Raw genomic sequence first — 23850 nt, forward strand, 5'->3', positions numbered from 1 at the left:
CAGCTGAAACTGTACAACTAAAGCTGCGGGTTCTACTGTGGGACGCATGCATGAGAGCCCCCCTCTGTCGCCCTCGGCGGTGCAGGCCTCGCGACAGGTCCGTACGGTCATCAGCCGCCTGCGGCGCCGCATCCTGAACGCCGCCGAATCCGAGGACATCACCCTGGGGCAGGCGTCCGTCCTCACCCGGCTCTCCGGCGAGCGGGGCGTCACGGCGAGTGAGCTCGCCGCGGCCGAGGGGGTGCGGCACCAGTCGATGACCACGACGGTCGCGTCGCTGACGGCCCTCGGACTGGTGGAACGGCGACCCGACCCCGACGACCGGCGCCGTCTGCTGATCGCGCTGACCGAGGAGGGGTACCGGCGGGTGGAGGAGGGACGGCAGGTCCGGCAGGAGTGGCTTGCCGGCCGGCTGCAGGAGCAGTGCACGGAGGAGGAACGACGGACCGTGATGGCCGCCATGACGGTACTGGAGCGCCTCACCCATGAGTGACCCGAGGACGGAGGAGCGGGGCACGACGGCGACGGCGGGCTTCGACCGGCGGCTGCTGCCGCCGATGATGCTGGGTTCCGTCCTGAACCCGGTCAACTCCACGATCATCGCCGTCTCGCTCATACCCATCGGCGACGCGTTGGGCGCGCCTCCCTCGCAGACCGCGTGGCTGGTCTCCGCCCTCTACCTGGCCACCGCTCTGGGGCAGCCCGTCGTCGGCCGCCTCATCGACGTCTTCGGGCCGCGCAGGCTCTTCCTCGTGAGCACGAGCCTCGTCGGCGTCGCCGGTGTCGTCGGCACCCTGGCGCCGAACCTGGGGGTGCTGATCGCCTCGCGCGTCCTCCTCGGCTTCGGCACCTGCGCCGGATATCCCGCCGCGATGGCGCTGCTGCGCAGCGAGGCCAGGCGCACCGGGCGGGACAGCCCGGGTGGGGTACTGACCGCCCTGGCGGTCACCAACCAGACCATCGCCGTGATCGGCCCGCTCCTCGGCGGCCTCCTGATCGCTCTGGGCGGCTGGCGCGCGACCTTCGCGCTGAACGTGCCGCTGGCTGTCGCGGCCGTGCTGCTGGGCCTGTTCCGGCTGCCCGTGGAGTCCGGTACCGGGGAATCCCCGCGGCGCGGACGCCTCGCGACCCAGCTCGACCTGGCCGGCATGGCGCTGTTCGCCGTGACGCTCGTCGCGCTGCTGCTGTTCCTGATGAACCCGCACCTGCGCGACTGGTACCTGCTGGTGACCGTCATCGCCGCGAGCGCCGCGTTCGCGGTGCGGGAGCTACGGGCCGCGACCCCGTTCATCGATCTGCGGGTGTTGGGCGGCAACACGCCGCTACTGGCCACCTACGGGCGCGCGCTGGTCGCCTACACCGTCTCCTACGCCTTCCTCTACGGGTTCACCCAGTGGACGGAAGAGGGCTTCGGGCTCTCGCCCCTGCACGCGGGGCTGGCGCAGATCCCCATGTTCCTGGTGGCCATCGGTGTCTCGATCGTGTCCGGGCGGCGCGAGGGTGTGCGCGGCAAGCTGCTCGTCGGCGGGGTGGGGCAGATCGTCGCCTGTGTGGTGATGCTGACGCTCACCCGGGACAGCCCCGTCTGGACGCTGGTTCTCGTCGCGCTCGTCTTCGGCGTCCCCCAGGGACTGAACAGCCTGGCCCTGCAGAACTCCGTGTACTTCCAGGCGGATCCCGAGCGGACCGCGTCATCGGCCGGCCTGCTGCGCACCTTCGCCTACGTCGGCTCGATGGTCGCCTCCTCCACGACGGCCGCCTCCTTCGGGCGGCGCGCCGACACCGGCGGCATGCACCACCTCGCCTGGGTCATGTTCGGCGCGGGCGTGCTCTACCTCCTGCTGACCGCCTTCGACCGCACACTCGGCCGCGCGACGGACAAGGACACCTCGGCCGATGCGCCGAGGGCGTCATAGACCACGGATGGCTCCCGGCACACCTGAACGAGAGCGCGGACCGTCCCCCGCACAGCCCTCCTCGTGAGGGATCTCCAGCTCGGTCACCTCGTCCTGGCCGGCATCGCCACGGGCGGCGTCGTCCTGTCCACCGCCCTGCGGGCAGCCGACCTCGACCACGAGGTCACCTTCCTGTCCGACGCCCGCGCCGATCCCGACACCGACCCCGCACCACACGCTCGTGAACGACGTCCTCACCCGGCGCGGCGAGGTCACGACCGTCGAGCAGCGGCCCCGCGCCCTCGACACCGGTTCGTGAACGGGCCGGTGGGGACCGGCCGGTTCGTGAACGGGCCGGTGGGGACCGGCGCTCGCGGACGACCGCCCGCGGGAGCGGCGGACGTGGCCGGGGCGGACCGAGCCGGTGGTCCGCCCCGGCCACGCCGGTCTCAGGAGACCGGCGGTGCCAGGTCGCCCCGGACCTCACGGGCGGCCGCCACCAGGTTCTCCAGTGCCGCCCGCACCTCCGGCCAGGCACGGGTCTTCAGGCCGCAGTCGGGATTGACCCACAGCCGCTCGGGCGGGATCGCCTCCAGGCCGGTACGCAGCAGTTCCGCGGCCTCCTGTGCGCTCGGTACGCGGGGTGAGTGGATGTCGTACACACCGGGTCCGGCCTCACGCGGATAGCCGTGACCGGCGAGTTCGCGGGCGACCTGCATGTGGGACCGGGCCGCCTCCAGGCTGATGACGTCCGCGTCGAGGTCGTCGATGGCCTGCACGATGTCGCCGAACTCCGCGTAGCACATGTGGGTGTGGATCTGGGTGTCCGGCCGGACGCCGCCGGTGGTGAGCCGGAACGCCTCGGTGGCCCAGTCCAGGTAGGCGGGGCGGTCGGCGGCGCGCAGGGGCAGTGTCTCGCGCAGCGCGGGTTCGTCGACCTGGATGACCGGGGTCCCGGCCGCCTCCAGGTCGTCGACCTCGTCGCGCAGGGCCAGGGCGACCTGGCGGGCGGTGTCGCCAAGGGGCTGGTCGTCACGGACGAAGGACCACGCGAGCATGGTCACCGGTCCGGTGAGCATCCCCTTGACCGGCCTGGCGGTGAGCGACTGGGCGTACGTCGTCCAGCGCACGGTCATCGGTCCGGGCCGTGAGATGTCGCCGGCCAGGACCGGCGGGCGGACGTAGCGGGTGCCGTACGACTGGACCCACCCGTGCCGCGTGGCGAGGTAACCCGTCAGCTGTTCGGCGAAGTACTGCACCATGTCGTTGCGTTCGGGTTCGCCGTGCACCAGTACGTCGAGACCGGCCTCCTCCTGGAAGGAGATCACCTGTCGGATCTCGTTCCTGACGCGCTCCTCGTACCCGTCGACGTCGATCCGGCGGCTCCGCAGGTCGGCGCGGGCCGTGCGCACGCGCGCGGTCTGCGGGAACGACCCGATGGTGGTGGTCGGCAGCAGCGGCAGACCGAGGCGGGCGCGCTGGGCGCCGGCCCGCTCTGCGTACGGCAGGGAGCGGTGGCCGTCGGCGTCGGTGACCGCGGCCGTCCTGGCCCGTACGGCGCTGTCACGGGTGATCGCGGAGGCCGCACGGGACGCGAGGTCGGCCCGGTTGGCGGCCAGTTCGGCGGCGATGGTGTCGGTTCCCCGGGCGAGGCCCCTGGCGAGGACGGAGATCTCCGCCGTCTTCTGGCGGGCGAAGGCGAGCCAGCGCAGGATCTGCGGGTCGATGTCCCGCTCGACGGACGCGTCGAGCGGAACGTGCACGAGCGAGCAGGAGGCGGAGACGTCCACCCGGCCGGCGAGCCCGAGCAGGGTGCCGAGGGTGCCGAGCGACCTCTCCAGGTCGGCGACCCAGATGTTGCGGCCGTCGACCACGCCGGCCACCAGGCGCTTTCCGGGTAGTCCGCCGACGGCGGCCAGGGCGTCGAGGTTGGCGGCCGCCGCGCCGGTGAAGTCCATGGCGAGACCGTCCACCGGCGCCTTGGCCAGGACGGGCAGCGCGTCGCCGAGCCGGTCGAAGTAGGAGGCGATCAGCAGCTTCGGCCGGTCGGTCAGCGTGCCGAGACCGCGGTAGGCACGTGCGGTGGCGTCGAGTTCGGCCTGCGTACGGTCCTGGACTAGGGCGGGCTCGTCGAGCTGCACCCAGTCGGCTCCCGCCGCGCGCAGGTCGGCGAGCACCTCGGCGTACACGGGCAGCAGCCGGTCCAGCAGGGTCAGCGGCTCGAAGTCCGCGGCGACCCCGGGGGCCGGCTTGGCCAGCAGGAGATAGGTGACCGGACCGACGAGGACCGGCCGGGCCGCGAGACCGAGGGCGATCGCCTCCCTGAGTTGCCCGACCTGCTGGGCGGAGTCCGTCCTGAACACCGTGTCCGGACCCAACTCCGGCACCAGGTAGTGATAGTTGGTGTCGAACCACTTGGTCATCTCCAGCGGCGCCACGTCCTGGGTGCCGCGCGCCATCGCGAAGTACCCGTCGAGCGGGTCGGCTTCGACGGCCTTGCGGTGCCGCTCGGGGACGGCACCGACCATGACACTGGTGTCGAGGACGTGGTCGTAGTACGAGAAGTCGCCGGTGGGCACCTCGTGGATGCCGGACTCCGCCAGGTCCCGCCAGTTCGACCGGCGCAGTCCGGAGGCGGTCTCCCGGAGGGCGTCGGCGGTGGTCCGGCCCTTCCAGTAGCCCTCGATCGCCTTCTTCAGCTCACGGTCCGGACCTTGGCGGGGGTAGCCGTACACGGTGGCCCGTGCTGCCGCGGCTGCGGGCTTGGCTGTCACGGAAATCTCCTTCGCGAGATGTCTCCCTGAGATCCCGGCGACGGGACGTGAGCGCGAAGGGGTGACGAACCGGCCGGGATCCGCCCGCGCCGCGAGGCGCGGCCGTCCGCCGGTATGTACGCCGACCCGCCCACGAGGTCACCGGGATGTCCGCGCGCGAACGGTCGCGCGCGGGCAACGGGCAGGTCTTCGGACTCGCGGGCACGGATTCCCCGAAGGGCGTCCACCTACTGGCCGTCGCTTCCCGGACCCGGTCGGACCCAGTGCGTATGACGGCGTTCGTTCCCACTCACCGCTGCGGGGCAGTCCCGGATTCCCACCGGGTTCCCTCTTACGACGCATCCCGCCTGGCGGACGGGGCGAACCAGCTGCACCGACCACCCTAGGGTGCGACGCGGTCCCGTGGAGGGAGCGGCTCACATCGCGGACGGTGACATGGGACACCGGCCGCGGTGCCCGCTCCCCGGCAGGGCGTGACCAGGGGCCCGCACGGGCGGGCGCCGTGTCCGCCTCGGGGACACGGTGCCGGGTCCCGTCGTGGACGGGCCGTGCGGCGCCGGGTCAGTTCACCGCGCCGCCGAACACGCCCAGGATGCGCTCCGCCGCCAGCGTGGCCGTCACATCCCCGTCCCTGACCTGCTGTTCGAGGGCGGGCGTGAGGGCTCGTACCGCAGGATCCGCGTGCAGCCGGCCGAGGAGCTCGTCGCGGACCATCGTCCAGGTCCAGTCGACCTGCTGGTCGCGGCGTTTGGCGGTGAGGCGGCCGGTCGAGTCCAGCAGGACGCGGTGCTGTTCGAGACGTTCCCAGACGGTGTCCAGGCCGGTCGACTCGCGGGCGCTGCAACTCAGCACGGGGGGAGTCCAGGCCGCGTCCACCGGGTGCATCAGACGAAGGGCGCCCGCCAACTCCCGTGCCGCGGAACGCGCGTCGCGCTCGTGCGGTCCGTCCGCCTTGTTCACGGTGATCACGTCCGCGAGCTCCAGGACCCCCTTCTTGATGCCCTGCAACTGGTCGCCGGTGCGGGCCAGCGTGAGCAGCAGGAAGGAGTCGACCATGTTCGCCACCGCGGTCTCCGACTGGCCGACGCCGACCGTCTCCACCAGGATCACGTCGTAGCCCGCGGCCTCCATCACCACCATCGACTCGCGCGTCGCCTTCGCCACCCCGCCGAGGGTGCCCGCGGTGGGGGAGGGACGTACGAAGGCGGCGGGGTCCACCGCCAGACGCTCCATACGGGTCTTGTCACCCAGGATCGAACCGCCCGTACGGCTCGACGAGGGGTCGACGGCGAGCACCGCGACCCGGTGCCCGAGCGAGGTGAGCATCGTGCCGAGGGCGTCGATGAAGGTCGACTTGCCCACACCGGGCACTCCGGTGATGCCGATGCGCCGGGCCCTGCCGCCGTGTGGCAGCAACTGGGTCAGCAGGGCCTGCGCCAGGGGACGGTGGTCGGCCCGGGTCGACTCGACGAGGGTGATGGCCCGTGCGATATACGCACGCTTCCCGTCGAGCACGCCCTTCACATAGGAGTCGAGGTCGATCGCCATGGGCCTCAGCCGTGTCCGAGACCGGTGGCCAGCCGTTCCACCAGGTCGTACGCCGCGTCCGGGATCACCGTGCCCGGCGGGAAGACGGCCGCCGCGCCCATCTCCAGCAGGGTCGGCACGTCCTGAGGCGGAATCACCCCGCCCACCACGATCATGATGTCCTCGCGCCCCTCCTCGGCCAGTTGCTCGCGCAGCGCCGGGACCAGGGTGAGGTGTCCGGCGGCCAGCGAGGACACCCCGACGATGTGCACGTCGGCCTCGACGGCCTGCCGTGCCACCTCGGCCGGGGTCTGGAACAGCGGGCCGACGTCCACGTCGAAGCCGAGGTCGGCGAAGGCGGTGGCGATGACCTTCTGCCCGCGGTCATGCCCGTCCTGGCCCATCTTGGCCACCAGGATGCGCGGCCGGCGGCCCTCGGACTGCTCGAAGGCGTCCACCCGTGTGCGGGTGCGCTCCACGGACGGCGACTCGCCTGCTTCGTTGCGGTACACACCCGAGATCGTACGGATCTGACTCGAATGCCGCCCGTAGACCTTCTCCAGAGCGTCGGAGATCTCACCGACGGTGGCCTTGGCGCGCGCCGCGTTCACCGCCAGCTCCAGCAGGTTGCCGGTGCCCTCGGCGGCCGCCGTCAGCGCGCGCAGCGAATCCTGGCACGCGGACTCGTCACGCTCCGCGCGCAGCCGCCGCAGCTTCTCGATCTGCTGAGTCCGCACGGAGGAGTTGTCGACCTTGAGGACGTCGATCTGTTCGTCGGTGTCGACCCGGTACTTGTTGACGCCGATGACCGGCTGGCGGCCCGAGTCGATCCGCGCCTGGGTGCGGGCCGCGGCCTCCTCCACGCGCAGCTTCGGGATGCCCGCGTCGATGGCCTGCGCCATGCCGCCCGCCGCCTCGACCTCCTCGATGTGCTGCCAGGCCCGGCGCGCCAGGTCGTACGTCAGCTTCTCCACGTACGCGCTGCCGCCCCACGGGTCGATCACCCGTGTCGTGCCCGACTCCTGCTGGATCAGGAGCTGGGTGTTGCGGGCGATGCGCGCCGAGAAGTCGGTGGGCAGGGCGAGCGCCTCGTCGAGGGCGTTGGTGTGCAGCGACTGGGTGTGGCCCTGGGTGGCGGCCATCGCCTCCACGCAGGTGCGCGTCACGTTGTTGAACACGTCCTGCGCGGTCAGCGACCAGCCCGAGGTCTGCGAATGCGTGCGCAGGGAGAGGGACTTGGCGTTCTGCGGGTCGAACTGTTCGACCAGCTTGGCCCACAGCAGCCGGGCGGCCCGCATCTTCGCGATCTCCATGAAGAAGTTCATGCCGATCGCCCAGAAGAACGAGAGCCGGGGGGCGAACGCGTCCACGTCCAGCCCGGCCTCCAGCCCTGCCCGCAGGTACTCCACGCCGTCCGCGAGGGTGTAGGCCAGCTCCAGGTCGGCCGTCGCGCCCGCCTCCTGGATGTGGTACCCGGAGATGGAGATGGAGTTGTAGCGCGGCATCCGCTGGGAGGTGTAGGCGAAGATGTCCGAGATGATCCGCATCGACGGCTTCGGCGGATAGATGTAGGTGTTGCGGACCATGAACTCCTTGAGGATGTCGTTCTGGATGGTCCCGGCCAGCTTCTCGGGCGGAACGCCCTGCTCCTCGGCGGCCACGATGTACAGCGCGAGCACGGGCAGTACCGCGCCGTTCATCGTCATCGACACCGTCATCTTGTCCAGCGGAATGCCGTCGAAGAGCTGCCGCATGTCGTAGATCGAGTCGATGGCGACGCCCGCCATGCCGACGTCACCCGTCACCCGGGGGTGGTCGCTGTCGTAACCGCGGTGGGTCGGCAGGTCGAAGGCGACGGACAGGCCCTTCTGGCCGGCCGCCAGATTCCGCCGGTAGAACGCGTTGGACTCCTCGGCGGTGGAGAAGCCGGCGTACTGGCGGATGGTCCAGGGCTGGTTGACGTACATCGTCGGGTACGGGCCGCGCAGATACGGCGCGACGCCCGGGTAGGTGCCCAGGAAGTCCAGGCCCTCCAGGTCACGGCCGGTGTACAGCGGCTTGACCGCGATGGCCTCGGGCGTCTCCCAGAGCAGGTCGTCGCCTCCGGAAGCCCCCTTCACGGCGGCGCGCCACTCGTCGGCGCCGCCCTCGGCGGTGGGCGTCCCCAGTTCGATCCCGGAGAAGTCGGGGATTCCCATCAGGACACTCCCATACGGTCGAGGGTGGTGGAGAGTACGTCCACGGCGTCGCAGCCCGCGAACACGTACGCGTCGACATCGGTGTACTGCCCGGGGCGCCCGGCGAGGAACACATGGTGCGCGCCCGCCGACCTGAGCACCTCGGCCGCCGCTGCGGCCTGCTCCTCGTACAGCGCGTCACTGGAACACAGGCAGACCTCGGTGGCACCGCCGGCGCGGAACGCCTCGGCGGTGGGCTCTCCGGTGACAGGCTCGATACCGCCCGCCTGGAAGAGGTTCGAGGCGAAGGTCGCGCGCGCGGTGTGGGCGGCTGCGGGGCCCAGGGTGGCCAGGAAGATCCGCGGCCGGCTGCCGGTGGCCGCGAGATGGGCGTCGGAGCGGGCGCGCAGCGACTCGTACGCCTCGTCGCGCCGTACGCGGGGGAGGCCTCCCGGCGGCGGCTCGGGCGCCGGTTCGCGTTCCACGAGGCGCTCCGCGAGGTGCGGGAACTCGCTGACACCGGTGATGGGTTCGCGCCGTTTCGCGAGCTTCGCGCTGCGCGCGGCCCAGGTTCTGGCCAGGTCCTCGCCCACCCGGCCCGAGCGCAGCGCGGCGGCCTGGCCGCCCGAGCGTTCGATCTGCTGGAAGAACTCCCAGCCGGCGTGGGCCAGTTCGTCGGTGAGTCGCTCCACGTACCAGGACCCGCCCGCCGGGTCGATCACCCGGGCCAGATGCGACTCCTCGACCAGGATCGTCGAGGTGTTGCGGGCGACGCGCCGCGCGAACGCGTCCGGCACACCGAGCGCGTCGTCGAAGGGGAGCACGGTGACCGCGTCGGCGCCGCCCACTCCGGCGGCCAGCGTGGCGACCGTGGTGCGCAGCATGTTCACCCAAGGGTCGCGTCGCGACATCATCACCGGTGAGGTCACGGCGTGCTGGAGCTGCGCGCCGGGAGCCCCGCAGACCTCGGCGACCCGCGCCCAGAGCCTGCGCGCGGCCCGCAGCTTGGCGATGGTCAGGAACTGGTCGGCGGTGGCCGCGTAGCGGAACTCCAGCTGGCCGGAGGCGAGTTCGACGGGCATCCCGGCCGCGGTCAGCTCGCGGAGATAGGCGACGCCGGTGGCGAGTGAGCAGCCCAGTTCCTGCGCGGCCGAGCTGCCGGCCTCGTGGTACGGCAGCGCGTCCACGGTGAGCGCCCGCAGTCCCGGGTACTCGGCGGCACAGCGCCGCGCGAGCCCGGTCACCGGTCCGACGTCGAACCCCTTCCCCGTACGGGCCTCATGGCCCAACGGGTCGGCGCCGAGGTTTCCGCGCACGTCCCCTGGCGCGACGCCGCGCTTCTCGTAGAGCGCGAGCAACTCCCTTGCCGCGGCATCGGTTTCGTGCCCGGCGTCCAGGACGACGGGCGCCAGGTCGAGATAGACGCCGTCCAGAAGTCCGGGGAGTGACGACACCGGGATGCCGCGCTCGCCGACGAGCAGCCAGAGCGAGGTGACGCCGTTCTCCAGGTCCGCGAGCACCGCGCCGTCCTTGACCGCCGCGTGCCGCTGCCGTACGTCCCAGCCGCCGGTGGTGTTCCCCTCGGCGCGGCCTCCGCGTACGAAGGGAGCGAAGCCGGGGAAGCCGGGATCGGGCGCGGAGTCGAGCGCGGTGTACAGGGGGCGGGTCGTGAGCCCGTCCTCCACCGAGGTGGACAGGGCGTCTTCGGCCGCTGAGCCCGAGACTTCCTTGCCCGACTTGCGCAGAACGCCTGCCACGAGGCGCTGCCACTGCTCATGAGTCGCGTCAGGAAACTCGGCGGCCAGCGAAAACTCGTCGTCAGGCAGGACCGTCATGCTCGGATGCTAGGGCAGACCTACAAAGGTGCAGCAGAGGGCACGGCTGTGACCTAGCACTCTTCTCATATCTTTTGGCCGTTCGGCCGGTTCTCCGCCACGGGAACACCTCCGCGTCGGACAATGCCGGGTGCCTCGCGGCCCGCGGAGGCCCGAAGGCGGCGGCGCCGCCCGCCGGAGGGCGGGGCGCGGGCGCGCCGGGGCCGGAAGAAGGCGCGTGCCGCCGTGTTCTGACGGAAGGTCATCGCAGGCGCCCCGCCCTTGCGCGGCAACGGCGAAGCCGCGAGGTGGGTGGCCTGCTCCGGAGGGCACGGCCGGGGAACGGGGAGCCCTCACGAGTCGGGTTGTCCGTGAAGATGCGGGTGTCGACCGGCATGATCATCTTTCGACCGGGATCGCCGTCGAGGGCGTGGCGGGGCCGACCGAGGTCGCAGGGCCCGGCGGGGGATCGTCGCCGTGGGTGACCAGGGGTGTGACCAGGGTCGCCGGCCTGCTGTGACTTCTCCCACCCCCTCTTGCCCCAGCAAGAAAGGCAAACCTAAGTTCTGTGGCATGGCTTCACATAACCCCCCACATCCGCACGGCCCGGACGAGGCCGCCGGCCGGCCCACGCCCGAAGCCGGACGACCTGAGCACCCCGAGCTGGTGGACTTCGCCGTCGACCTCACCTCGCAGGAGGTGCTCCGGCAGGTCCACGTTCTGGACGCGCTCGGCGCCGACTGGAGCCCGGTCGAGGCACTGCGCGGCGAGGAGGCGGCCTACGACCTCCTGTACTCCGGCCTCGACGACGAGCAGCGACGGGTGTACGACGAACTCGTCGCGGCCGGTGTGCTGCCCCGGCGAGGCGGCGGCCATGCTGCCGCTTGACCCGCAGGCGGACCTCGGGCGCCGTGCGTGGGTGGCCTGTCCGAACTGCGACGACAGCCGCGGCTGCGAGCCGTGCGAGCAGCGGCGCTCGTGCTCCGCGCACTGGCGCTACCTGCTCACCAACACCGGCAGTCTGCTCCACCTCCAGTGCCCGTCGTGCACGCATGTCTGGGTGCACGAGAGCGGCTTCGGCGCCACGCGGTCCCTGTGGAACCGCGTCACCGGCGGCGGTCCGCGGAGCTGACGCCCGGGCCCGGTCGACCGGTCGTCCCGGCCGGCTCCCGCACGGGGCCGCCCGAGGAGCCGCCGGGCGGCGCGTCCGTCCCGCCGTCGCCGCGGACACCCGGCCCTCGCGGCCCCTCCGGCCCCTCCGGGCCCGCCGCGCACCGGCGGCCCGCCGGTCGTCGGGGACGCGTCGGCCCAGTGACGTCGAGACACTCGTACGCGGCCCGCACCCGGCCTGCGGGCCCCTCGGACCCCGGGTGGCGGGATCGATCAGGAATCGAGAAGCCCGGACCCGCCGGCCGCGGCTACCGTGACGGTCATGGACGTCACCCTTCCCGGGGGATTCCTCCGGCACGGCACGTCGGCCGGGTGCCGCCGGGACACCCCGGCGGCACTGCGTACGGCCGGGGTCCGGAGCCCATGGGGGCGTACGGCCGGGGTCCGGAGCCCATGGGTCGGAGCTGGAGCGTGCCGGCCGTAGTGCCCGAAGGTGGTTGGATCGAGCCGGGCGTCGACGACCGGGACCGTGAGCGCGGCCCCGCGCAACAGATGGAGACACGATGAGCAAGGTCACGAGGACGGGCACGCAGGCGCCTGCGCCACACGGTGCCGACAGCCACGACCTGATCCGCGTGCTCGGCGCGCGTGTGAACAACCTCAAGGACGTCAGCGTCGAGATCCCCAAGCGTCGGCTGACCGTGTTCACCGGAGTCTCCGGCTCGGGCAAGAGCTCCCTGGTGTTCGGCACGATCGCCGCCGAGTCGCAGCGGCTGATCAACGAGACCTACAGCTCCTTCGTGCAGGGCTTCATGCCGACGCTGGCACGGCCCGAGGTCGACGTACTCGAAGGCCTGACCACCGCGATCATCGTGGACCAGCAGCGCATGGGCGCGGACCCGCGCTCCACGGTCGGTACCGCCACCGACGCCAACGCGATGCTGCGCATCCTCTTCAGCCGGCTCGGGCAGCCGCACATCGGCTCACCGGGCGCGTTCGCCTTCAACGTGCCCTCGGTCCGCGCGAGTGGCGCGATCACGGTCGAGCGCGGGGCCAAGAAGACGGTGAAGGCGACCTTCAACCGCCTCGGCGGCATGTGCCCGCGCTGCGAGGGCCGGGGCACGGTCACCGACATCGACCTCTCCCAGCTGTACGACGACAGCAAGTCGCTCGGCGAGGGTGCCCTCACGGTCCCCGGCTACAGCATGGACGGCTGGTACGGCCGCATCTTCAAGGGCAGCGGTTTCTTCGACCCGGACAAGCCGATCCGCAAGTACACCAAGAAGGAGCTGCACGACCTCCTCCACAAGGAGCCGACCAAGATCAAGGTCGAGGGGATCAACCTGACGTACGAGGGGTTGATCCCGAAGATCCAGAAGTCGATGCTCTCCAAGGACGTCGACGCGTTGCAGCCGCACGTCCGCGCGTTCGTGGAGCGGGCGATGACGTTCACCGTCTGCCCCGAGTGCGACGGCACCCGGCTGAGCGAGGCGGCCCGCTCGTCGAAGATCGCCGGGATCAGCATCGCCGACGCCTGCGCGATGCAGATCAGCGACCTGGCCGAGTGGGTGCGGGGTGTGGACGAGCCGTCCGTCGCGCCACTGTCCGCGGCGCTGGGACACACCCTCGACTCGTTCGCCGAGATCGGCCTCGGCTACCTCTCGCTCGACCGGCCCTCGGGCACCCTGTCGGGCGGCGAGGCACAGCGCGTCAAGATGATCCGCCACCTCGGCTCCTCGCTCACCGACGTCACGTACGTCTTCGACGAGCCCACCACAGGCCTGCATCCGCATGACATCCAGCGCATGAACGGCCTGCTGCTGCGCCTGCGGGACAAGGGCAACACGGTGCTCGTCGTGGAGCACAAGCCGGAGGTGATCGCGATCGCCGACCACGTCGTCGACCTCGGCCCCGGCGCCGGTACGGGCGGCGGCACGCTCTGCTTCGAAGGGACCGTCGAGGGCCTGCGGGCGGGCGGCACCATCACCGGCCGCCACTTCGACGACCGTGCCCGCGTCAAGGAGACGGTGCGCGAGGCCACCGGAACGCTGGAGATCCGCGGCGCGACGACACACAACCTCCGGGACGTCGACGTCGACATCCCGCTCGGGGTCCTCGCCGTCGTCACGGGCGTCGCGGGCTCCGGCAAGAGCTCGCTCGTGCACGGGTCCATCCCCGCCGGTGAGGGTGTGGTGTCGGTCGACCAGAGCGCTGTCCGCGGCTCGCGACGGAGCAATCCGGCCACGTACACCGGACTGCTCGACCCGATCCGTAAGGCGTTCGCGAAGGCCAACGGCGTCAAGCCGGCCCTGTTCAGCGCCAACTCCGAGGGTGCGTGCCCCCATTGCAACGGAGTCGGCGTCATCTACACCGACCTGGCGATGATGGCCGGTGTCACTTCCACCTGCGAGGAGTGCGAGGGCAAGCGGTTCGACGCGTCGGTGCTGGAGTACCACCTCGGTGGCCGCGACATCAGCGAGGTGCTCGCGATGTCGGTGACCGAGGCCCAGGAGTTCTTCGGGACCGGCGAGGCGAGTACGCCGGCCGCGCTCCGTGTCCTCGGCCGCCTCGCCGACGTCGGCCTCGGCTATCTCACGCTCGGTCAGCCGCTCACCACCCTGTCCGGCGGTGAACGGCAGCGACTCAGACTGGCCACGCACATGGCCGACAAGGGCGGTGTCTACGTCCTCGACGAGCCGACCGCCGGCCTCCACCTCGCCGACGTCGAGCAGTTGCTCGGCCTGCTCGACCGGCTCGTCGACTCCGGCAAGTCGGTCATCGTCGTCGAGCACCACCAGGCGGTCATGGCGCACGCCGACTGGATCATCGACCTCGGTCCCGGGGCCGGTCACGACGGTGGCCGGATCGTCTTCGAGGGCACCCCGGCCGATCTCGTCGCCGACCGTTCCACCGTCACCGGCGAGCACCTCGCGGCCTACGTCGGCGGCTGACCCGGGGCGCCGGCCGCAGGGCCAACTGCTCCTCGGGACGAGCCGGTTCCCCCGATCCGGCTCGTCCCGCGCGGCTGATCCGGCGCGTCCCAGGGGCCGCTAGCGCACGGAGTCGAGCCTGAAGTCCGGGCCGACCACCAGGGTCACCGCGTCGGCCGTAGCCGTGCTGTTGCGCTCCGCGGCGACCCCGGGGAGCCGGGAGACGAGCACGGCCGCCTGCCGTTCGAGTCCCCGGGGGTGGCTGACCGTCGTCGTGCGCACCGGAGAGGGCGCGTTACCGGTGGCGACGACGGTGAAGCCCACCTCGCGGAGCTGCTCCGCGACGGCCGCGGCCCGTCCGCCGATCCCCGTGCCGTTGAGGACCTGCACGCGCACCGACGACGCGTACACCAAGTCCGCCGCCCTCGCCTGGAGTTGCTTCTTGCGGACTTCGTGGTCCTTGGCCAGCGCCGTGAACAGATCGGCGGCCTGCGGGTACTGCCACACCACGTTGGCCTGGTCGGCGGGCACGTCGGCCTCGCGCGGGTAGTTCGGCACGGTCAGGAAGGCGAGGCGGTCGCTCGGGATGCCCTTGACCTGGGACGCCAGACCGTACAGGGGCTTGATGCCGGCCAGATCCTTGTCCGTGGTGAGCGACTTGGTCGCCGACTGAAGGAAGTCGTACAGGGAACCGGGACTGGTCAGTTTCGACTGCGCCTTCTCGGCGAGGGCCTGCATGAACTCCTGCTGGCGGCCGATGCGTCCGAGGTCGGAGCCGTCGCCGACGCTGTAGCGGGCACGGACGTAACCGAGTGCCTTCTCGTCCCTGATGGTCTGGCACCCGGCCTTGAGGTCGAGGTGGGCCTTGGTGTCGTGGATGGCCCGCTCGGGGCAGACCTCGATACCGTCCAGCGCGTTGACCATGCCCTTGAAGCCCTGGAAGTCGATGGACATGAAGTGGTCGATGCGCAGCCCGGTGTTCCGCTCGACCGTCTTGATGGTGCAGGCGGCGGCGTCGGCGACCTTCCCGTTGCTCCCGCCGATCGCGAACGCCTCGTTGATCTTGAAGCGGTGGACGGTGGACGTACTTCCGTCGCCCTTGGCGCAGGCCGGGATCCGCACCCAGGAGTCCCGGGGGAACGACACGGCGGTGGCCCATTTCCGGTCGGCGGCGATGTGCAGGACCATCAGGGTGTCCGACTGCATGGTCGTCAGCCCCTTGCCGTACTTGGCGTTGCCGCCCGCGCGGGAGTCCGAACCGACCAGCAGGATGTTCTTGGAGCCCGGACTGAGGTTGGCGGGCCGGTCCTCGCCGAGCTTGTTGTCGAGGTCCGCTGCCTGGATGTTGCCGTTGAGATCCTTGTACACCCAGGCACCCACACCGGCGACGGCGAGGAGTATCGCCGACAGAACTCCCGCCACCCACAGCAGTGTTCGGCGTCCTCCCTTGCGCGTATCCCCCGATCGCTGTACGCCCCGCTGCCCCACCCCGACCACCTCCGGCCCGATCGCCCGTCCGCTGCCACGCTGTTCACGACCGTCCGGTCACGTGAGCCTCGAACTCTACGCAGCCGTCGACGTAGTTACGGTCCCGGGCGACGCCGCGTTCACCACCTCACCGCCCCCTCGGGCCTTCCGGGTGCCGCACCGTCGTCGCGGTCGCCCAGCACCGCCCCCACCTTGATTTCTACAGTGTTGTAGATTCTGAATGGGTCCGTTCGGCGGACCCGAACCGACCGACTACGTGGAGGGATCAGCCATGGGTGTTTCCCTGGGCAAGGGCGGCAACGTCTCGCTGAGCAAGGAGGCGCCGGGTCTGACCGCGGTGCTGGTGGGGCTGGGCTGGGACGTTCGGACCACCACCGGCGCGGACTTCGACCTGGACGCCTCCGCGCTCCTGTTGAACACGTCGGGCAAGGTCGTCTCGGACCAGCACTTCGTCTTCTACAACAACCTGAAGAGCCCGGACGGTTCGGTCGAGCACACCGGCGACAACCTGACCGGCGAGGGCGAGGGCGACGACGAGAGTGTCAAGGTGAACCTCGCTGCCGTACCCGCCGACGTCGACAAGATCGTCTTCCCGGTGTCGATCCATGACGCCGAGGCCCGCGGGCAGAGCTTCGGACAGATCCGTAACGCCTTCATCCGGGTGGTCAACCAGGCCGGCGGCACCGAACTCGCCCGCTACGACCTGTCCGAGGACGCCTCCACGGAGACCGCGATGGTCTTCGGGGAGCTGTACCGCAACGGTGCCGAGTGGAAGTTCCGCGCGGTGGGCCAGGGGTACGCCTCCGGACTGGCAGGGATCGCAGCCGACTTCGGCGTCAACGTCTGACGTCAACGTCTGACGGGCGCAGCGCCCGCGGTCGGAGGTGAGGGCCGTGCCGCGGTCCTCACCCGCCCGCACGACGTGAACGCCGAACGGGCCGTCCGGCCAGGCCGCGAGGGGGTCGCCGGTTCCGTGCGTCCCGCCTCCGGCCGCCGGACGGCGCGGACTTCGTACGACCCCGGCGCATCGGTCGTCACGCGGGGCCGGACGCCGCCCTGGCCGCGGCGACCACCGCGCGTCACGGTCCGGAAGCCCCGTCCCGCACGCCGTCCGGGACGTGGCGTCGGCCGTCGACGCGCATCCGTGAACGGACGTCGCCATCGCCCGGTCGGGTCGGCGAAGTGGCGGACGACGTCTCGCGGTTGGCCGGGTGCGCGCGGTGCCGGGCGGCGCGCCCGGCCGGATGTGTGAGGTGACGGACGGGCGGCCGTGGCCACGCTCCACCCCAACTCCGTCAGGTACGCGGTGACCGCGTGTCCTCCTCCACGACCGTGCCCTGGACGATCCGGTCCGAACCGGCGGGCCCGCCACCGGAGTTCCGCTCCTTGAGCGCCCCGGTCTCGCTCTTGAAGATCCGGGCCGCCTTCCCCGCCGACCGGGTCAGCTCGGGCAGTTTCCTGATCCCGAGGACCACGACGACGACCAGCAGGATCACGGCCAGTTCGCTCATGCCGAACATCAGGTCTGCTCTCTCTCGGTGGCGGACGTCGCACGGTACGGCGTACCGGCCGACGCAGCGTAAATCTACAGTGCTGTAGAAGTCTCCCGGCATCGTGATCTCCCGACAAGCCCGTGTTCCCGCTCGCCCGTGGGCCGTACAGGATCGCGCTCCTCGTCACGGGTGCGGGGCGCCCTGAGGACGCGCCGTTCGGCGTCACGCTCCCGTGAGCCGGGCCCGCACGCCCGCACACCCGATGCGAGCGTCGTCGCGCACTTCGGTGGCGGGTAGGGGTGATGTTCGTCGCCCCCCCGCGCACAGGTTCCGACCATGACGTCCCACGCTCCACCACCCGGCGAGGTCCGCTTGAGGAAGTACCGCAGGAAGGCGCGCTGTCGGACGGCGGGCGTCGCCGCGCTCGTGCTCAGCGTGTTGGCGATACCGTCCGCCGCCATGGCCTCCCCGGCGGAACGGGGGACCGGGGATGTCGGGGCCCACGGCCGGAGGGCGGGTGGGAAGGGGGCGTCCGCCGAGGGGCGGTGGAGCGGTGGACCATGGACCTCGTGGCGGACGGTGACGACTGCACGGCCGGCCACCGTGCCCGGCTCCCCTGCACCCGCCGCGCGCCTGGGCGCCCCCGACGCGGCGGCCCCGGGTTCCCGGGTCGTGGATCACGTCGTGGCCCTCGTCAACAGGGCTCGTGGCAAGGCGGGTTGCTCACCGGTGACGCTGAACGCGAAGCTGTCGAAGGCCGCTCGGCGTCACAGTGCGGACATGGCGGGCCACCGGAACATGTCCCATCGGGGATCCGACGGTTCGGGTCCGGGCCGGCGGATCACCCGTGCCGGCTACGACTGGAGCGCGTACGGCGAGAACGTCGCGTACGGATACTCCACCGCCGCCGCGGTCATGGCGGCCTGGATGTCCAGCCCCGGCCACAGGCGCAACATCCTGACGTGCGGGTTCACGGAGATCGGCGTCGGCCTCGCACAGCCCGGCAGCTACTGGACCCAGGACTTCGGAACAGGCCGCCGGTCGGTGCCTTCCGGCAGTGCGCGCCCTTCTGGCGTACTCGGTGGCGCTGCGGCCGGGCGGGCGTGAGCGGTCCGGCGGTCGGGGTGGCGCGGAGTGCGGCGCGCTGTCGCGCGGTGATGCCCGCGACCCGGGGGGTGAGGGGGTGCGGGGCCCGGCTTGTCCGCATGGCGCGGCCGGGCCCCGCACATTGCGCGCTACGCGCTGAACCGGTGGGTGCCGGAACCGACCCGGTACACCGCGCAGCCGTCCTCCTCGCGCAGGAAGGTGCCGTGGTCGTGGGTGACCGCGCGTCGGTCAGCCGCGGGGATCCACACCTCCGCCGTCGTGTTGGGAGGCACGCCGCAGGTCAGCGTGAAACGGCCGGACCGCTGGTGCCACTGGGTGGAGACAGGACCGTAGACCGAGGTGAACGTGGCGCGGGCGGAGGTGACGTCGCCGCCCGGGCGGGGCCGTACGACGATCTCGCGGTAGCCGGGCCGGCCCGCCGCGATACCGGCGATGTTCGTGTACATCCACTCGCCGACCGAGCCGTAGGCGTAGTGGTTGAAGGAGTTCATGTCCGGGGTCTGGAAGCTCCCGTCGGGTTTGATGGAGTCCCAGCGTTCCCACATCGTGGTGGAGCCCTTGTCGATCTGGTAACCCCAGCTGGGGAACGTGCGCTGCTGCAGCAGCCGGTAGGCGACGTCGGTGTGGCCCGTGTCGGTGAGGACGGGCAGCAGCCGGGGCGTACCGAGGAAACCCGTCGACAGATGCCAGTCCTTGGCCTCGATCAGGGCGACGAGACGGTCGGCCGCGGCCTTCCTCAGGGCGTCCGGCAGCAGGTTCATGGACAGGGAGAGGACGTACGCCGTCTGTGTGTCACCCTTCACCCTGCCCTCGGCGGTGACATAGGCCCGCTGGAACGCCTCGCGTATCCGGCCGAAGAGATCGAGCCAGGGAGCGGTGTCCTCGCCGATCTCCTGGGCGATCCGGGACGCGAGGTCGGCACTGTGCGCGAAGTACGCGGTGGCGATGACGTCCTTCGGCGTCTCGTCGTCGACGTTCAGCCAGTCTCCGTATCCGCCGGCCGGCCGCAGCAGCCTGTCGCTGTTCTTCTCCAGGTACTTCAGCCAGGACCGGACCGACGGCCAGGCGTCCTCCAGCACCTGCCGGTCCCCGTACGCCTGGTACAGGGACCAGGGGACCGTGACTCCCGCGTCGCCCCACCCGGCGACGCCGTTGCCGACCGTGCCGACCATGGGCGCCACGTCCGTGAACGCGCCGTCCGCCGTCTGCCCGTCGCGCAGGTCGACGAGCCACTTGCTGAGGAAGCGGGCCGACTCCATCGTGTAGGCCGCCGTCGGCGCGAAGACGTTGATGTCGCCGGTCCAGCCCAGCCGCTCGTCGCGCGCGGGGGTGTCCGTCGGGACGGAGAGGAAGTTGCCGCGCTGGCCCCAGGTGATGTTGCTGTGCAGCTGGTTGAGCATCGGGACGTTCGTCTCGAACTCGAAGGTGAAGGGGGCGGACGTGTGCATGACGCGGCCGGTCACGGCCTTCGCGGTGGGGGTGCCGGGGAAACCGGTCAGTTCGACGTAGCGGAAGCCGTGGAAGGTGAAGCGGGGCTCGTAGGTCTCCTCGCCGCCGCCCTTGAGGGTGTACGTGTCGGTCGCCGCGGCCGTGCGCAGGTTCGCGGTGTACAGGGTGCCGTCCGGGTTGAGGACCTCGGCGTGCCGCAGACGTACGGTCGTTCCCGCCCTGCCCTTCACCCGCAGACGCACGGAGCCGACCATGTTCTGGCCCAGGTCGAGGACGAAGACTCCCGGCTCGGGTTCGGTCACCTTCTTGACCGGGAGTTCCTCGGCCACCCGGACCGGACCGTCCACCTGCGCGACGATCCGGGCGGGAACGGCGTCGCCCGCGCCACGGACGGCGAGCCAGGCCCGGTCGTCGAAACCGGGCGAGGTCCAGCCGGCGGTCTCCTTGCGCGCGTCGTACGTCTCGCCTCCCAGCAGATCGGCGGCGACGATCGGCCCGGAGGTGGCCCGCCAGTCCGGTCCCGAGGTGATCCGCTCGCTCGTCCCGTCGGCGTACTCGACCTCCAACTGAGCAAGCAGCGCGGGGCGTTCACCGTACTGGTGGGGACCGAACATGCCGACGTTGCCCGCGTACCAGCCCGGCGCCACGTACACGCCGAGGGCGTTGCCGCCCGACCGCAGCAGCGCGGTGACGTCGTAAGTCTGGTACTGGACGCGCTCGCGGTAGTCGGTCCAGCCCGGAGCGAGCTGGTCACGGCCCACGCGGCGGCCGTTGAGATGGGCCTCGTACAGACCGAGGGCCGTGGCGTACAGGCGCGCACGGGAGACCTTCTTGCGGGGCAGCCTGAACTCGTGCCGCAGCTGGTTGGCGGCGTACGAAGCGGGGACGACCCGGCCCCACGGTCCCGCTCCCCACGCGGCGGCCTCCTTGGCCGCGGGCCAGGCGCTGTCGTCGAAACCGGCTTCGCGCCAGGCGCCGGCGGGTTCCTTGTCCGTCGACCTCCACGAGGCGTCGGTGACGATCCGCTGCTCGCCCGACGCGGTGTGGAGCGTGAGGACGGCAACCAGGCCGGCGGGTCCCTCGCTCGCGTTGGTCGCCGAGACCGCGAGGACGTTCGTGCCGGAACGGACCTGGGCGAGGACGTCGACGACGGCCGGACGGCGCCAGCCCTCGTTGTCCGTCGCCAGGTCGGTGCGGGCCACCTCGGTGCCGTTCACGGAGACGGCGTAGACGTTGTCCGCGGTGATGGCCAGGGTCGCCGCGGTGATTCCGCCGGGGAGCTCGACGCCACGGCGGAACCAACGGGTCACCGCCGGGGCGCTGTTGGCCGGGTCCCCCTCCGGGAACCAGATCCAGGCACTGCCTTCGAGGGACGGCGCGTCGGTGAGGGCCGGGGGAGCGGAGACCCACTGCGCGGACCACTGGGCGGCGTCCATGAGACCGGTCTCCCACCACGACGGCTCGCTCCAGCCGGAGACACCGCCGTCGGTGCCCCACACCCGCACGGTCCAGAAGTAGCGTGTCCGCGGCTCGAGTCGGGGGCCCGCGTAGGGCACGAGGACCGAGTCGCCGGAGGTGACCTTCCCGCTGTCCCAGACGTCAGGGTGGGAGAGACCCGGGGCGCTGGAGGCGACGCGAATCTGATAGGCGCTCTGGCGCATGCCCGGCTCGTCCGAGGCCACCGGCCAGCTCAGCCGGGGGTGTTGAGCGTCGATGCCCAAAGGGTGCTGAACGTACTCGACGGTCGGCACCGTGACGCGCGGGGCGCCGTGCCGGGCTCCCGCCGGAGCGGATGCGGACGGTGCGGCCACGGCTGGTCCGGCTCCGACGGCCACGGCACTCACCGTGGCCGCCGCGCCCGCCAGGATGTTCCTCCTACTGATCACTACGGCCCCTCACGCAGAAATGATGAATCGATTCACATGGGTGGACTTAGGTGAACGTAGGGGCGCGCGGGGTGAGGGTCAATGAGTGTGCAGGGACTTTCTTGACGGGCCGTCACCGTGGAACGCGCTTTCGGCGCCCCCTGGGGCGCTCGCGGATCGCTCGATTGAACGGTTTCAATTCCCGGATGCCCGAAGGCCGGTCGCCGGCACGCGGCCTCGCCGTCTTCGATGTCCGCCGTCAGCGGCCGTCAGTGGCCGTCGAAGGTCCGGCGCGTGCTGTTTCGGATGGGCGGGGGTGGGCAACCGGCCGCTATGAACAACGGCGAAGACCAGGTGGAAGCGATCGAGACCCGGGGGGACGAACACCATGTCGTCCTCAGTGCCGACACCAATGGTGACGGCAAGCCCGATGTGTGGATGACCGACACCACGGGCGACGGCAAGGCCGACCTCTACCAGTTCGACACGACGGGCGACGGGCAGGTGGACGTCACGATGGTCGAACGAGCCGACGAGCCGGGCGAGGACCGTGTCGTCGTCGACGGCGACGGCGGTCATCCGATCGAGTTCTGAAGCTCACTGTGCCGCGTCCGCGAGCCCGTCCGCGGGCTTCGGGGCGGGGACTTCAGGGTGGGACTTCAGACGCCGGTGATTCGTCGGCGGTACGCGCCGGGCCGGCGGCCGGGTGGACCGCCGGCCCGGCCGGACCACGGTCGGCGCCGGGCCCGGGTTCCGGTCTCAGTGAGGGAGCCGGGCGAAGGCCCTCTCCCGCGGCGCGCACTCCGGCCCGGCGCCTTCCGGGCGGGCCGGCACGTCCCGGCACGGTCGGCCGCCCCCGAGCCCGGCGCCCGCGTGTGACAGGCGGACTGTCGCGGGCCGGGCCCGGGGGAGTCGACGAACGGTGGCTGTCAGGCCCCGACGACGCCGGACTTGGCGATCGTGACCTTCGCCTTGGTGGAACCGTCGCGGGAGCCGAGAGCCTCGACCTGCTTGACGATGTCCATGCCCTCGACGACCTCGCCGAAGACGACGTGCTTGTTGTCGAGCCAGTCGGTCACGATGGTGGTGATGAAGAACTGCGAGCCGTTGGTGTTCGGCCCCGCGTTCGCCATCGACAGCTGACCGGGCTTGGTGTGCTTGAGCTGGAAGTTCTCGTCGGCGAACTTCTCGCCGTAGATGCTCTTGCCGCCGGTGCCGTTGCCCCGGGTGAAGTCGCCGCCCTGCAGCATGAAGTCCGGGATGACCCGGTGGAAGCTCGAACCCTCGTAGCCGAAGCCGTGCTCGCCCGTGGCCAGCTCGCGGAAGTTCCTCGCGGTCTTGGGTACCTCTTCGTCGAACAGCTTGAAGACGATCCGTCCCGCGGGCTCGTCGTTGATGGTGATGTCGAAGTAGACGTTGTCGCTCATGAAGACATCCTCACATCTCTTGGTTCTCGGATGGCACACACCTCCCCGGGTGACGCGCGGCGACCCCACGTGCTAACCAGCGGACGGGCGCACGCCAGGACGGCCGGGACCGCGTATCGACGGCGGCGGTCCGCGCGGCGGCGGCATGACAAGCTGTACCTTCCAGCGCCCGAACCCAGGAGGTCAGCATGACTGCCGAGTCACAGCCACAAGAAGGTTCGGAGCCCACCGAGGCCGAGAGCACCGCCCTGACGCCCGACGAGGACGGCCAGTACGACCTGAAGCGGAAGTTCCGGGAGGCTCTGGAGCGCAAGCGCGGGACGCAGACGGACGGCACCGGAGGCAACGGCAAACCGGACGCCTCGAAGATCCGCGGAGCGCACGGACCGGCGTCCAGCCAGCGGTCGTTCCGCCGCAAGAGCGGCGGCTGAGCCGAACGGCACCACGCGGGCCCTCCTCATGCGGGCCTTGCCTTCCTCATGAGTGCGTTCCCGGGAGCCGGGAGCCGGGAGCCGGGAGCCGGGAGCCGGGCCGGGATCGGTCGTGCGCGGGTGTGTCGGCGCCCGCGGGGGGCAGGGGCGGCCCACGTGAAGTCGTACGTCGGCGGTCCGCGGCTGCCGGGTGGGCATCCCCGGGCGGGAGCGGAGCCAGCCGTACGGCTCGGCTCGCCAGGCGGCGCCGCCGCGCCACGACGGCAGAAGCGGCGGCGCCGCTGCCGCTCCGTACACCGGATACACCGGCGGGAGCGCACGGTGTGGAGCGCACCGGTCGGAGCCCGCACTGTGTCGCGCGGG

Annotated in this window: 17 protein-coding genes, 1 pseudogene and 1 riboswitch; of the genes and pseudogenes, 10 read left to right on the top strand and 8 right to left on the bottom strand. The window is 71.3% G+C overall.

The features are described from left to right. Positions 1-46 precede the first annotated feature (46 nt). From GFH48_RS37515 to GFH48_RS39565, 3 genes and pseudogenes are all read left to right on the top strand, one after another. Positions 47-493 carry a MarR family winged helix-turn-helix transcriptional regulator gene (locus GFH48_RS37515; protein ID WP_153292507.1) on the top strand — a complete coding sequence of 149 codons (447 nt, stop codon included), beginning with the start codon at positions 47-49 and terminating at the stop codon, positions 491-493. After that, positions 486-1916: an MFS transporter gene (locus GFH48_RS37520; RefSeq protein WP_194280791.1), complete on the top strand. Its 1431-nt coding sequence runs from the start codon at positions 486-488 to the stop codon at positions 1914-1916. Before GFH48_RS37515 ends, GFH48_RS37520 begins: the two co-directional genes overlap by 8 nt. A gap of 63 nt (positions 1917-1979) precedes the next feature. Further along, positions 1980-2072, top strand: a pseudogene (locus tag GFH48_RS39565) (cysteine hydrolase); the annotation flags it as partial. A 272-nt stretch (positions 2073-2344) separates the two neighbouring features. Here the strand turns inward: GFH48_RS39565 and metE are convergent. The 4 genes from metE to GFH48_RS37545 all read right to left on the bottom strand — a co-directional run bounded on the left by metE (position 2345) and on the right by GFH48_RS37545 (position 10208). Next, positions 2345-4669 carry a 5-methyltetrahydropteroyltriglutamate--homocysteine S-methyltransferase gene (gene metE / locus GFH48_RS37530; RefSeq protein WP_153292508.1) on the bottom strand — a complete coding sequence of 775 codons (2325 nt, stop codon included), beginning with the start codon at positions 4667-4669 and terminating at the stop codon, positions 2345-2347. Between the two features lie 163 nt (positions 4670-4832). Next, positions 4833-5053, bottom strand: a riboswitch (cobalamin riboswitch). 177 nt (positions 5054-5230) lie between these two features. After that, complete coding sequence (gene meaB / locus GFH48_RS37535) at positions 5231-6217, bottom strand: methylmalonyl Co-A mutase-associated GTPase MeaB (RefSeq protein ID WP_153292509.1); 987 nt, start codon at positions 6215-6217, stop codon at positions 5231-5233. Between the two features lie 5 nt (positions 6218-6222). Beyond that, entirely contained in the window at positions 6223-8394 is a 2172-nt protein-coding gene (scpA, locus tag GFH48_RS37540; RefSeq protein WP_153292510.1) for a methylmalonyl-CoA mutase, read from the bottom strand. Then, positions 8394-10208 carry a methylmalonyl-CoA mutase subunit beta gene (locus GFH48_RS37545; RefSeq protein WP_153292511.1) on the bottom strand — a complete coding sequence of 605 codons (1815 nt, stop codon included), beginning with the start codon at positions 10206-10208 and terminating at the stop codon, positions 8394-8396. Before GFH48_RS37545 ends, scpA begins: the two co-directional genes overlap by 1 nt. A 552-nt stretch (positions 10209-10760) precedes the next feature. Between GFH48_RS37545 and GFH48_RS37550 the strand changes: the two genes are divergently transcribed. The 3 genes from GFH48_RS37550 to GFH48_RS37560 all read left to right on the top strand — a co-directional run bounded on the left by GFH48_RS37550 (position 10761) and on the right by GFH48_RS37560 (position 14248). After that, positions 10761-11075: a DUF6400 family protein gene (locus GFH48_RS37550; protein ID WP_153292512.1), complete on the top strand. Its 315-nt coding sequence runs from the start codon at positions 10761-10763 to the stop codon at positions 11073-11075. Then, positions 11062-11319 carry a hypothetical protein gene (locus GFH48_RS37555; RefSeq protein ID WP_153292513.1) on the top strand — a complete coding sequence of 86 codons (258 nt, stop codon included), beginning with the start codon at positions 11062-11064 and terminating at the stop codon, positions 11317-11319. Before GFH48_RS37550 ends, GFH48_RS37555 begins: the two co-directional genes overlap by 14 nt. Positions 11320-11860: 541 nt before the next feature. Next, complete coding sequence (locus tag GFH48_RS37560) at positions 11861-14248, top strand: ATP-binding cassette domain-containing protein (RefSeq protein ID WP_153292514.1); 2388 nt, start codon at positions 11861-11863, stop codon at positions 14246-14248. A gap of 99 nt (positions 14249-14347) precedes the next feature. Here the strand turns inward: GFH48_RS37560 and GFH48_RS37565 are convergent, their stop codons facing one another. Then, the gene (locus tag GFH48_RS37565; RefSeq protein ID WP_456114895.1) at positions 14348-15649 is read right to left on the bottom strand and encodes an LCP family protein; all 1302 of its coding nucleotides are present in this window, start codon (positions 15647-15649) and stop codon (positions 14348-14350) included. A 337-nt stretch (positions 15650-15986) separates the two neighbouring features. On the opposite strand from GFH48_RS37565, the gene GFH48_RS37570 reads away from it, so the two are divergent. Beyond that, positions 15987-16562, top strand: a complete 576-nt coding sequence (locus GFH48_RS37570) for a TerD family protein (protein ID WP_153292515.1) — start codon at positions 15987-15989, stop codon at positions 16560-16562. A gap of 448 nt (positions 16563-17010) precedes the next feature. On the opposite strand, the gene GFH48_RS37575 is transcribed toward GFH48_RS37570, so the two are convergent. Then, on the bottom strand, positions 17011-17226 hold the full coding sequence (locus tag GFH48_RS37575; protein ID WP_322747017.1) for a twin-arginine translocase TatA/TatE family subunit: 216 nt from the start codon (positions 17224-17226) through the stop codon (positions 17011-17013). Positions 17227-17667: 441 nt separating this feature from the next. Here GFH48_RS37575 and GFH48_RS37580 point away from each other — a divergent pair, with 441 nt between their 5' ends. Then, complete coding sequence (locus tag GFH48_RS37580) at positions 17668-18315, top strand: CAP domain-containing protein (RefSeq protein WP_322747034.1); 648 nt, start codon at positions 17668-17670, stop codon at positions 18313-18315. Between the two features lie 128 nt (positions 18316-18443). Here GFH48_RS37580 and GFH48_RS37585 read toward each other — a convergent pair whose 3' ends face one another. Next, the gene (locus GFH48_RS37585; protein ID WP_153292517.1) at positions 18444-21650 is read right to left on the bottom strand and encodes an alpha-L-rhamnosidase; all 3207 of its coding nucleotides are present in this window, start codon (positions 21648-21650) and stop codon (positions 18444-18446) included. 312 nt (positions 21651-21962) lie between these two features. Between GFH48_RS37585 and GFH48_RS37590 the strand changes: the two genes are divergently transcribed. Continuing rightward, a complete protein-coding gene (locus tag GFH48_RS37590) occupies positions 21963-22223 on the top strand; it encodes a hypothetical protein (protein WP_153292518.1) in 261 nt (86 codons plus the stop codon). Between the two features lie 335 nt (positions 22224-22558). On the opposite strand, the gene GFH48_RS37595 is transcribed toward GFH48_RS37590, so the two are convergent. Next, positions 22559-23056 (bottom strand): peptidylprolyl isomerase, encoded by a 498-nt coding sequence (locus GFH48_RS37595; RefSeq protein ID WP_153292519.1) that lies wholly within the window; start codon positions 23054-23056, stop codon positions 22559-22561. 188 nt (positions 23057-23244) lie between these two features. On the opposite strand from GFH48_RS37595, the gene GFH48_RS37600 reads away from it, so the two are divergent. After that, complete coding sequence (locus tag GFH48_RS37600; protein ID WP_153292520.1) at positions 23245-23487, top strand: DUF5302 domain-containing protein; 243 nt, start codon at positions 23245-23247, stop codon at positions 23485-23487. Positions 23488-23850: the final 363 nt, after the last annotated feature.

This window comes from Streptomyces fagopyri, assembly GCF_009498275.1.
In the GTDB taxonomy this organism is placed as follows: Bacteria; Actinomycetota; Actinomycetes; order Streptomycetales; family Streptomycetaceae; genus Streptomyces; species Streptomyces fagopyri.

Excerpts from the sequence above, each read along its gene's own strand:
- GFH48_RS37555 (WP_153292513.1), top strand. The coding sequence starts at position 11,062 with ATGCTGCCGCTTGACCCGCAGGCGGACCTCGGGCGCCGTGCGTGGGTG.
- GFH48_RS37575 (WP_322747017.1), bottom strand. The coding sequence starts at position 17,226 with ATGAGCGAACTGGCCGTGATCCTGCTGGTCGTCGTCGTGGTCCTCGGG.
- GFH48_RS37595 (WP_153292519.1), bottom strand. The coding sequence starts at position 23,056 with ATGAGCGACAACGTCTACTTCGACATCACCATCAACGACGAGCCCGCG.
- GFH48_RS37520 (WP_194280791.1), top strand. The coding sequence starts at position 486 with ATGAGTGACCCGAGGACGGAGGAGCGGGGCACGACGGCGACGGCGGGC.
- GFH48_RS37545 (WP_153292511.1), bottom strand. The coding sequence starts at position 10,208 with ATGACGGTCCTGCCTGACGACGAGTTTTCGCTGGCCGCCGAGTTTCCT.
- GFH48_RS37550 (WP_153292512.1), top strand. The coding sequence starts at position 10,761 with ATGGCTTCACATAACCCCCCACATCCGCACGGCCCGGACGAGGCCGCC.
- GFH48_RS37600 (WP_153292520.1), top strand. The coding sequence starts at position 23,245 with ATGACTGCCGAGTCACAGCCACAAGAAGGTTCGGAGCCCACCGAGGCC.
- GFH48_RS37590 (WP_153292518.1), top strand. The coding sequence starts at position 21,963 with ATGAACAACGGCGAAGACCAGGTGGAAGCGATCGAGACCCGGGGGGAC.
- scpA (WP_153292510.1), bottom strand. The coding sequence starts at position 8,394 with ATGGGAATCCCCGACTTCTCCGGGATCGAACTGGGGACGCCCACCGCC.
- GFH48_RS37515 (WP_153292507.1), top strand. The coding sequence starts at position 47 with ATGCATGAGAGCCCCCCTCTGTCGCCCTCGGCGGTGCAGGCCTCGCGA.
- meaB (WP_153292509.1), bottom strand. The coding sequence starts at position 6,217 with ATGGCGATCGACCTCGACTCCTATGTGAAGGGCGTGCTCGACGGGAAG.
- GFH48_RS37580 (WP_322747034.1), top strand. The coding sequence starts at position 17,668 with ATGGCCTCCCCGGCGGAACGGGGGACCGGGGATGTCGGGGCCCACGGC.
- GFH48_RS37560 (WP_153292514.1), top strand. The coding sequence starts at position 11,861 with ATGAGCAAGGTCACGAGGACGGGCACGCAGGCGCCTGCGCCACACGGT.
- GFH48_RS37570 (WP_153292515.1), top strand. The coding sequence starts at position 15,987 with ATGGGTGTTTCCCTGGGCAAGGGCGGCAACGTCTCGCTGAGCAAGGAG.